Raw genomic sequence first — 8499 nt, forward strand, 5'->3', positions numbered from 1 at the left:
AGGCCGTGGGAGGCGGTCACCGGTCCGTTCCCTCCACCGGCTCGTGGACGCGGCGGTAGTCGATCCGGGACACGGAGACGATCCGGTCGCCGCGGAAGGCGACCTCGGTCGGCGCGGGCCGCCCCAGGAAGGCCAGCAGACTCGCGGTGACGCCGTACGCGCCGACGTTGGGGACGGTCACGACGTCGCCGGGGGCGAGGGCGGGCAGGGCGATGTCGCGGCCCAGCAGGTCGCCCGGGGTGCACAGCGGACCGACCAGGCTGCCCGTCTCGTCGAGGCCGTCACCCGCCACACCGACGGCCGCGGGCAGCAGGCGGCCGAGTCCGGAGAGGCCGCCAACGGCGTTGATGCCCGCGTCGAGGACGACGAAGCGGCTGCCGCGGCTCTCCTTGATGTTGACGACGCCGGTGAGCAGCGAGCCGCTCTCGCCCGCCAGGTAGCGGCCCGACTCGCAGGCCAGCGTGATGGATCCGTCCCGCCAACGGGGCAGGTGCAGGTCGAGGATCCGTTCCAGTTCGGAGCGGAGCTTGTCGTAGCGGGGGCGGGTGCCGGGGACCGCGTACGGGGAGGAGAAGCCGCCGCCGATGTCGAGGAGTTCGATGGGCAGGCCGGCCTCGCGCTCCAGCCGGGCGGCGAGTTCGACGGCGTGGCGCAGCTCCTCGACGAGGGCGTCCTCGTTCTTCGCGTTGCTCATGGTGAACAGGTGGGCGCCGACGACGCGGACGCCGGGGACCGCGAGCAGCTCCGGCATGAGGGCGGGGAGCGTCTCGCTGTCGATGCCGAACTGGGACGGCCGTCCGGTCATCCGGATGCTGGTGGTGGCGCTGCCGGTCGCGCTGTTGATGCGCAGCAGGGCGCGGACGTCGTCGGCGCCGTGGCGCAGGGCGGCGGCGCCGACGTGCTCCAGGTCGGTGTGCGACTCCACGGAGAACAACCGCACGCCGCGGGTGACGGCGTCGTCGAGTTCGGCGTCCGTCTTGCCGGGGCCGGTGTAGAGGCACTCGCCGGCGGCGAAGCCCGCTTCGAGGGCCGCGGTCAGTTCTCCGGTGGAGCTGATCTCGGCGCGGCAGGCACCGCCCTCGCCGTCGCCCTCGCGCAGGGCGCGGGCGAGGTCCGGGTGCGGGTTCGCCTTGAAGGCGTAGAACAGTTCGAAGCCTTCGGGCAGTGCGGCGAACAGGGCCCGGCGGCCCTCGATCACCTTGTCGAGGTCGTACACGTACAGCGGGGTGCCGAAACGTTCGGCGAGAGCCGCGTGGGTGATCACCGGGCCGTACCTTCCAGTAGCAGGACGAGTTCCTTGGTGGCGTTCTTGCCGTGCGCGGTGAGCGGGAAGGAGTCGACCGTGTGGCAGAGCGCGGGAACCTTCTGCGGCTCCAGGCGCTCGGCGAGTTCCTTGAGCACCGCGCGGGGTTCCATGTCGCTCTCGACGACGATGGCGAGGTCCCGTCCGCCGCTCGGGGGCACGGCTCCCGCGGCGCGCACACCGGGGATGTCCATCGCCGCCGCCTCGATCTCCAGCGTGCTCATCCGAATGCCCTTGCGCTTGAACATGTCGTCGCGCCGGCCCTCGAAGTAGAGGTAGCCGTCGGCGTCCAGGTGGCCGTAGTCGCCGGTGTGCAGGCGCAGTCCGCCGGTCTCGGGGTCAGGGCGGAAGGCCCGTTCGGACAGCTCGGGGGCGCGCCAGTAGCCCGGCATCACGTGAGGTCCGACGGCGACGATCTCGCCGGTCTCCCCCACGGGCACCTCGGCGCCGTCCTCGTCCAGGATCAGTACCCGGGTGCCGGGGAGCGGCAGCCCGACCGAGTCGGGGCGCTCGTGGTCCTCCTCGGGGGGCATGACGGAGATCCGCTTGCACTCGGTCTGGCCGAACTGGCGGACCACCCTGGCGTCCGGGAACAGACCGCGCAGTGCGTCGATGGTGGACTGGGGCAGTGCCGCACCGGTGTTGGTGAACAGCCGGACCGGGGCCATGTGCTCGGGCGAGCGCTTGGCGAGGGCGGCGATCATGCTGGCGAAGGAGGGCACGAGCGGAACGACGGTGGCCCCGACCTCGTGCATGCGGCGCAGCAGGACCAGGTCCGAGTCACCGCTCTCCAGGACGATCTCGCAGCCCACGAGGGTGGTCATCAGCACCTTGTAGAGGCCGTAGTCCCAGGACATCGGGAAGCGGCAGAAGACGATGTCGTCCGCGCGGTAGCCGAGTGCGGTGGTGAGGGCGCCGGTCGCGAACGTGACGGCGCCGTGCGGTCCGACGACGCCCTTGGGCGCGGCGGTGCTGCCGGAGGTGTAGATCAGGACCGCGATGTCCTCGGGTCCCGTCGCGGCCGGCCGGGCGCGGACGCCGTCGCGGGTCAGCTCGGCGATCTCGTTCCAGGCCCCCTCGAAGCCGTGGACCGGGTACGGGGCCCCGCTGCCGGCGGCCTGGCGTACGGCACCGACGGCCGCGTCCTCGGCGATGACCAGCCGCGGTTCGGCGTTGGTGAGGACCGAGGCCAGGTGGAAGGGCTTCATCGCGGGGTTCAGCGGGACGAAGACCGCGCCGCGCCGGGAGACCCCGTAGAAGAGGGCCACGAGCGCGCGGTTCGTGGGGAGCTGGACCACGACCCTGTCCCCCGGGCCGACGCCGTGCGCGTTCAGCCAGGCCTCGACCCCGTGGCTGAAGCGGTCGAGTTCGCGGTAGTCCCAGACGCCTTGCGGATCGCGGACGGCGCCGGAACGCGGTGACCGGGAAACGGCGGCATCGAGCAGATCGTGAATCAGCAGATCACGTCGGGGAGCGTTGTGCGCGTCCAATTCCGAACTCCAGACTGCGTGGACCTAAGGTATCGAAAGGGGCGCTCATTCATTCACGCCACGGGAGCGCAATTCAGGCCGGCAGGCAGATCAGAATTCCGCATCTCTTTCAAAAAACCTACCTGAGGGCGGTGGCGGGAACCCACCCCTACCCTCCCCTATCTTGGGAATGAGAGTGATGAGCCGCGGGCCCCCAGCAGCCGACCGGCCAGCTCGGCCAGCGCCTTTCGGTCGACCTTGCGGTTGGTGTTGAGCGGCAGTTCGTCCAGCCGCCGGTAGTGGCGGGGGACGATGCCCTCGGGAAGGGTGCGGCGCAGGGTGCGGGCCAGTTCGACGGGCGGGGTCTGGGCCCCCGTGTAGAAGACGAAGAGCTCGGTGCCGGCGGCCCCGGGGATCCCGAGTGCCACGGCGTCCGAGAGCCCGGGGCAGTCCCGCAGCGCGTGCTCCACCTCGGCCAGTTCCACGCGCCAGCCCTGGATCTGCACCTGGGAGTCCAGCCGCCCCAGATAGGCCAGTTCGCCGTGGGCGATCAGCCGGACCCGGTCGCCGGTGCGGTACCAGCGGCGGCCCTCCCGCTCCAGGAACCGGCCTTCGCCGTCGGCCGGGTCGAGGTAGCCGGGGGTCAGCTGCGGTCCCGCGATGACCAGTTCGCCCTCGGCCGGGTCCGGCTCGCCCCGCTCGTCGAGCAGGGTCCAGTGGTGGCCCTCGTGCACGGTGCCGATGGGTACGACGCCGTTGACGGCGAGCTGCGGGGAGAGCTCCTCGGACCAGCGGTGTCCGGCGATGGTGATGGTGAGTTCGGTGGGCCCGTAGAGGTTCTCCACCGTCGAGGCGGGCGCCGCGCGCTGCCACTCGGACGCGTCGCGGGTGGTGAAGGCCTCGCCGGCGAAGAAGCTCCGGCGCAGGCCGGCGAGGGCGCCCTCCACGAGGCCGCTGGTACGGCGGACCAGGTCGATCGCGCTAGGGGTGGAGAACCACACGGTCACCCCGTTCGCGGCGAGGAAGCCGGGCAGGTCGCGATAGGCCTGGGCGGGGACGGCCACCAGCCGCGCGCCCGCCCCCCAGGCGCAGAAGACGTCGAACACGCCGCAGTCGAAGTTCAGGTCGAAGGACTGCGAGAAGACGTCGTGCGGGCCGAAGTCGTAGCGCTTGTCCAGCAGCCCGAAGTAGTGGTCGGTCGCGGCATGGGTGAGGGTCACGCCCTTGGGGCGGCCGGTCGAGCCCGAGGTGAACAGGACGTACGCCAGGTCCTCGGGCCGGACGGGCCGGGGCGCGTCGAGGGCCTCGGCCGCAACCGGGTCCAGGGCCGGGAAGGGGACCGGCCGCTGCCGGTCCCGGTCCGGCACCAGGACGGCCACGTCGGTGCGGCCCTCCAGTACCTCACCCAGGCCGGCGGCGGCGCGCTCGTCGGCGATCACCGCCGTCACCCCGGCGGCGTCGATCATCTGGCGGGTCCGGGCCGCGGGGAAGTCCGGCCGCAGCGGCACCACTGCGGCGCCCGCGTACAGGGCGGCGAGGATCCCCGCGTAGGCGGCCGGGCCCTTGGCCGCGAGCACCCCTACGGCCCGGGCGCCGGCCCTGGCCAGGGCCCCCGACCAGAGCAGGGCGAGCTCGTGGGTCTCGGTGTAGGTGAGCGTCCCGGCGCCGGCCTCGAATGCGGGAAGGTCCGGCGAGAGCTCAAGGCCGCGCAGGAATCGTCCGTACAGCGCGGGCCCCGTCTTTGCATCCATTGTTCGGTCTCCGCTGCAATTAGGGGTTCATCAGGGTCGAATGCGCTACGGCGGACAAGTACACTCCGACCCGAGCACACGGCATTCGTATTCCACGCAACCACTTCCGGAATTTGGAGCAGTCATGTGGGACAGTAGATTTGAAGAGCTCCTGCGCAGGCATCTTCCGTTTTTCTCCACGACGGAACCGATAGCGGAGGACACCTCGCTGAGGGATTACGGACTGGACTCGCTGGCCATGGTCGAATTGCTGACCGACCTGGAGGCCACGTACGACATCCGGTTCGGGGCCGAGGCGCTGACCCCCGAGACCTTCGCCACGGCGGGCACGCTGTGGAAGTCCCTCGAGGAGTCCCTCCAGTCGGTCGACTGACCGGCTCAGGCCGCCGGTGTGCCCCGGCGGCGGGGCTGCATGGCGAGGCGCGGTCCGACCGCGAGCACCTCGAAGTTCCTCGTCGTGCAGCCCACCCGGCCGAAGAGGGTGTCCGGCCCGCTGACGACGACCTTGCCCACGCCGAGGTCGCGCAGCGAACCCACCACGTCCGGCCAGCGCAGCGGCCGGACGAACCCGTCGAGGAGCATGGCCTTGACCTCGTCCGCCGTACGGAGCACCGTGCCGTCCTGGTCGGCCACGACGGGGAGCTTCGGGTCGTGGAACTCCAGCCCGCCGATGACCTCCTCCTCGGCCCTGCGGCGCAGTTCCCCGAAGGCGGCCGAGTGCATGGGCGGGCGCATGCTGTAGAGCGACATGCCGCCCATCGCGCGGATCCGCCCGTCGAGCCACTCCAGGTTCCGCTCCCGGAGCGAGACCATGTAGAAGTCCTCGTCGACGTGGCAGGAGATGTCGGACCACTCGCCGCGTGCCGTCAGGTCGGCGAGCATCTCCTCGACCTTCTCCTTCGGCGTGCGGACGAAGGAGTGGGTCACCACGTCCTGGTGCGCGCCCGCGAAGTAGTCCTCCAGCAGGCGGGCCAGCCGGGCGGTCATCCACACCGCGTCCTCGAAGGACAGCGACTGTGCGTAGGCGACCGCGGGCTTCTCGCCGAAGCTCGGTCCCGTGCAGACGTCGGGACGGACCCCCAGTTCCTCCTCCGCCCACTGGGCGAGGGCCAGGCAGTTCACGAAGAACGCGACCTGGGCGTACTCGGAGTAGTCCCCCTCCGCCTGGCGGAAGCGGTCGGTCAGCGAGTAGCCCAGCCGTTCGCCGGCCGCCGCCACCAGCCGCCGGGCGTGCCGGTTGGCCAGCATGAACTTGCCGACGTCGGCGAAGCGCGAAGGCCCCATGCCGGGGAACACCAACGCCGTTCCTGTCCTGTTCCCGCTCTCCATGACGTGGACTCCTATCGGCTCGGTCACGCGGGGCCGAGGCCCTTGAGGAACTCGACGAGCACCGCGTGGAATTTCTCGGGCTCCTCGAGGTTCGGCACGTGGCTCGACTCCTCGAAGATCTCCCAGCGGACATCGGGGATCAGGTCCTGGTACGGCTGCACGGTGACGGGCGTCGCCTCGTCGTGGCGGCCGGAGACCAGCAGCGTCGGCACGGCGATGTCAGGGAGCACGTCCTCCACCGACCAGTCCTTGAGGGTGCCGTTGACGTAGAACTCGCTGGGGCCGTTCATGGTCGCGTAGACCGTCGGGTTGTCCACGGCTTCCATGAAGGAGGCGAGGTAGTCGCGGGGCCAGGGCACGATCCGGCAGACGTGCCGGTCGTAGAAGACCCGCATCGCCAGGTAGTACTCCTCCGTGTCGGTGGTGCCCGCCGCCTCGTGGCGGCGCAGCGTGGCGTCCACCTCGGGCGGCAGCGCGGCCCGCAGCACCTCCATCTCCTGGCGCCACAGGACGTATGAGGCGGGCGAGTTCGCAATGATCAGGCCGCGCAGCCCGGCCGGCCGGCGGGCCGCGTGGCGGGCCGCCAGCATGCCGCCCCAGGACTGTCCCAGCAGGACGTAGTCGTCCGCGACGCCCAGTTCCCGCAGCAGGTTGTCCAGTTCGGCCTCGAAGAGCTCCACGGTCCAGAAGCCGGCGCCGCGGTCGGGCAGCCGGGTGGAACCGCCGCTGCCCAGCTGGTCGTAGTGCACGACCGGCCAGCCCTCGTCGGCGAGCGCGGCCAGGCTCAGCAGGTAGTCGTGGGTGCTGCCGGGGCCGCCGTGCAGGACCACCACGGCCGGGCGCCCGGCGCCGGGTGTGCCGGTGATCCGGTACCAGGTGCGGTACTCCCCGAAAGGCACGCGGCCTTTGGCGCTGGGGGCCACGGTCATGTCGATCACCTTTCACCGGATAACGCGAGGGGCGAAGAGCGGTGAGCACCTCGGAAGGCGTGGCCGGAATTCCGCCCGGGCCGTACCGCAGCACTCATATCTAGTGCCGCCCTCTCGCCCGCACCAACCCCTTAGGGGCCCTTAGATCGACTCACCCGGCACCGCACGGCCGGGCCGACCCCCTAACTTCCGCAGCAGGGCCAAGTCAGGTGGCCCGAGCCCTCCGGCCCGGGGCAACACACGCCCTAGTCTGCGAAGTTGGGCGATCCTTGGCGTGCGTGCGCACAGCCGGTCCGCCCGCGATGACGTCCCGGCCCGAGCCACTGGAGAGCTCCATGCGCATCATGCTGATGTCGTTCCCGACCAGAACCCACATCTACAGTCTGGCGCCCGTCGGATGGGCCCTGCAATCGGCCGGCCACGAGGTCCGCTATGTCGGTCAGCGTAATCCCTCGGAGGTCGAGCCTTTCCTCGAAACCGGTCTCGACTGCATGTGGGTCGGAGGCGATTTCGACATCGCCAAGCACCGCCAGAACGGCGACAACGGCGACAATTCCATGGACACGCCGTACAAGCTCTCCGAGAGCCGTCCCGAGATGCTGACGGACGAGTTCGTCAGCGGCGTGTACGAGACCACCGCCGCCATGATCCGGCACATCAACCCGGACTCCCTGATCAACGAGGCGCTCAGGTTCGCCAAGCAGTGGCGGCCGGACCTGATCGTCTGGGACCCGCTGATCTACGCGGCCCCGCTCGTCGCGAAGGTTGTCGGCGCGGCCCACGTCCGCGTGATGTACGCGGCCGACCAGAATGCCCGGGTCCACTTCGAGTACGAGAAGCTCAAGCAGCGCCGGCCCGACGTCGCGTGGCCCGACCCGCTGCAGGACTGGATGTCCGCCTGGCTGGCCCGGCACGGCTGCGCGTTCGACGAAAGCCTGCGGTTCGGCATGGCCACCATCGACCCCACCCCCTCCTGCATCCCCTTCGATCTGCCCGTCGACTACCTCCGGATGCGGTTCGTGTCGGTCAACCGGCCGCTCACCGTGGCGGACTGGGTCTACGAGCATCCGGAGAAACCGCGGGTCCTGCTGACCCTCGGGGTGTCGAACCGGCAGGTGCACGGGGAGGAGCAGGCGTCGGTGAGCGATCTGCTGGCCGGTCTGGGCGAGCTGGACATCGAGGTAGTGGCGACCCTCGACGAGAAGCAGCTGGCCGCGGTCGGGGACGTGCCGCCGAACGTGCGGGCGGCGGGGTTCCTGCCCATGCACGAGGTACTGGCGAGCTGCTCGGCGATCGTCCACCAGGGCGGCGGCGCCACCGTCGGCAACGCGGCGGTCAACGGCGTCCCGCAGCTGATCGTGCCCGGAACGACCTGGAGCGAGCGGGCTTCCGCGGTGGCCCAGGAGGAACGCGGGTACGGCCTCTTCATCGATCTGGAGGACATCACCGCGGAGCGGGTGCGCGACCAGGTCAGGCGCCTCCTGGAGGATCCCTCGTTCCGCGAGAACGCGGCGGAGGTGCGCCAGGAGATCCTCGGGACGCCGTCGATGCTGGACCTGGTGCCCGAGCTGGAGGCGATGGCCGGCGCCCGCTGATCCCGCGCCCCGCACAGCGGACGGGCCCGGGGGGGGGGGGGGGGGGGGGGGGGGGGGGGGGGGGGGGGGGGGGGGGGGGGGGGGGGGGGGGGGGGGGGGGGGGGGGGGGGGGGGGGGGGGGGG

The 8499-nt window shown here is 71.1% G+C and carries 7 protein-coding genes; 2 read left to right on the forward strand and 5 right to left on the reverse strand.

All coding sequences use genetic code 11. The features are described from left to right. Positions 1–16 precede the first annotated feature (16 nt). From ACZ573_RS37550 to ACZ573_RS37560, 3 genes are all read right to left on the reverse strand, one after another. Positions 17–1264: a type III PLP-dependent enzyme domain-containing protein gene (locus ACZ573_RS37550; protein ID WP_471313234.1), complete on the reverse strand. Its 1248-nt coding sequence runs from the start codon at positions 1262–1264 to the stop codon at positions 17–19. Continuing rightward, positions 1261–2793 carry an AMP-binding protein gene (locus tag ACZ573_RS37555; protein ID WP_471313236.1) on the reverse strand — a complete coding sequence of 511 codons (1533 nt, stop codon included), beginning with the start codon at positions 2791–2793 and terminating at the stop codon, positions 1261–1263. Before ACZ573_RS37555 ends, ACZ573_RS37550 begins: the two co-directional genes overlap by 4 nt. A gap of 158 nt (positions 2794–2951) precedes the next feature. Next, positions 2952–4523: an AMP-binding protein gene (locus ACZ573_RS37560; RefSeq protein ID WP_471313239.1), complete on the reverse strand. Its 1572-nt coding sequence runs from the start codon at positions 4521–4523 to the stop codon at positions 2952–2954. A 124-nt stretch (positions 4524–4647) separates the two neighbouring features. Here ACZ573_RS37560 and ACZ573_RS37565 point away from each other — a divergent pair, with 124 nt between their 5' ends. Then, positions 4648–4896 carry an acyl carrier protein gene (locus tag ACZ573_RS37565; RefSeq protein ID WP_471313241.1) on the forward strand — a complete coding sequence of 83 codons (249 nt, stop codon included), beginning with the start codon at positions 4648–4650 and terminating at the stop codon, positions 4894–4896. Between the two features lie 5 nt (positions 4897–4901). Here the strand turns inward: ACZ573_RS37565 and ACZ573_RS37570 are convergent, their stop codons facing one another. Together ACZ573_RS37570 and ACZ573_RS37575 are read right to left on the reverse strand one after the other, a co-directional pair. Further along, positions 4902–5852 carry an ACP S-malonyltransferase gene (locus ACZ573_RS37570; protein WP_314254113.1) on the reverse strand — a complete coding sequence of 317 codons (951 nt, stop codon included), beginning with the start codon at positions 5850–5852 and terminating at the stop codon, positions 4902–4904. Between the two features lie 23 nt (positions 5853–5875). Then, positions 5876–6781 carry a proline iminopeptidase-family hydrolase gene (locus tag ACZ573_RS37575; protein ID WP_471313242.1) on the reverse strand — a complete coding sequence of 302 codons (906 nt, stop codon included), beginning with the start codon at positions 6779–6781 and terminating at the stop codon, positions 5876–5878. Positions 6782–7116: 335 nt separating this feature from the next. Between ACZ573_RS37575 and ACZ573_RS37580 the strand changes: the two genes are divergently transcribed. After that, on the forward strand, positions 7117–8376 hold the full coding sequence (locus tag ACZ573_RS37580; RefSeq protein ID WP_471313244.1) for a nucleotide disphospho-sugar-binding domain-containing protein: 1260 nt from the start codon (positions 7117–7119) through the stop codon (positions 8374–8376). Positions 8377–8499: the final 123 nt, after the last annotated feature.

The sequence above is a fragment of the Streptomyces sp. NPDC040545 genome, from assembly GCF_055595065.1.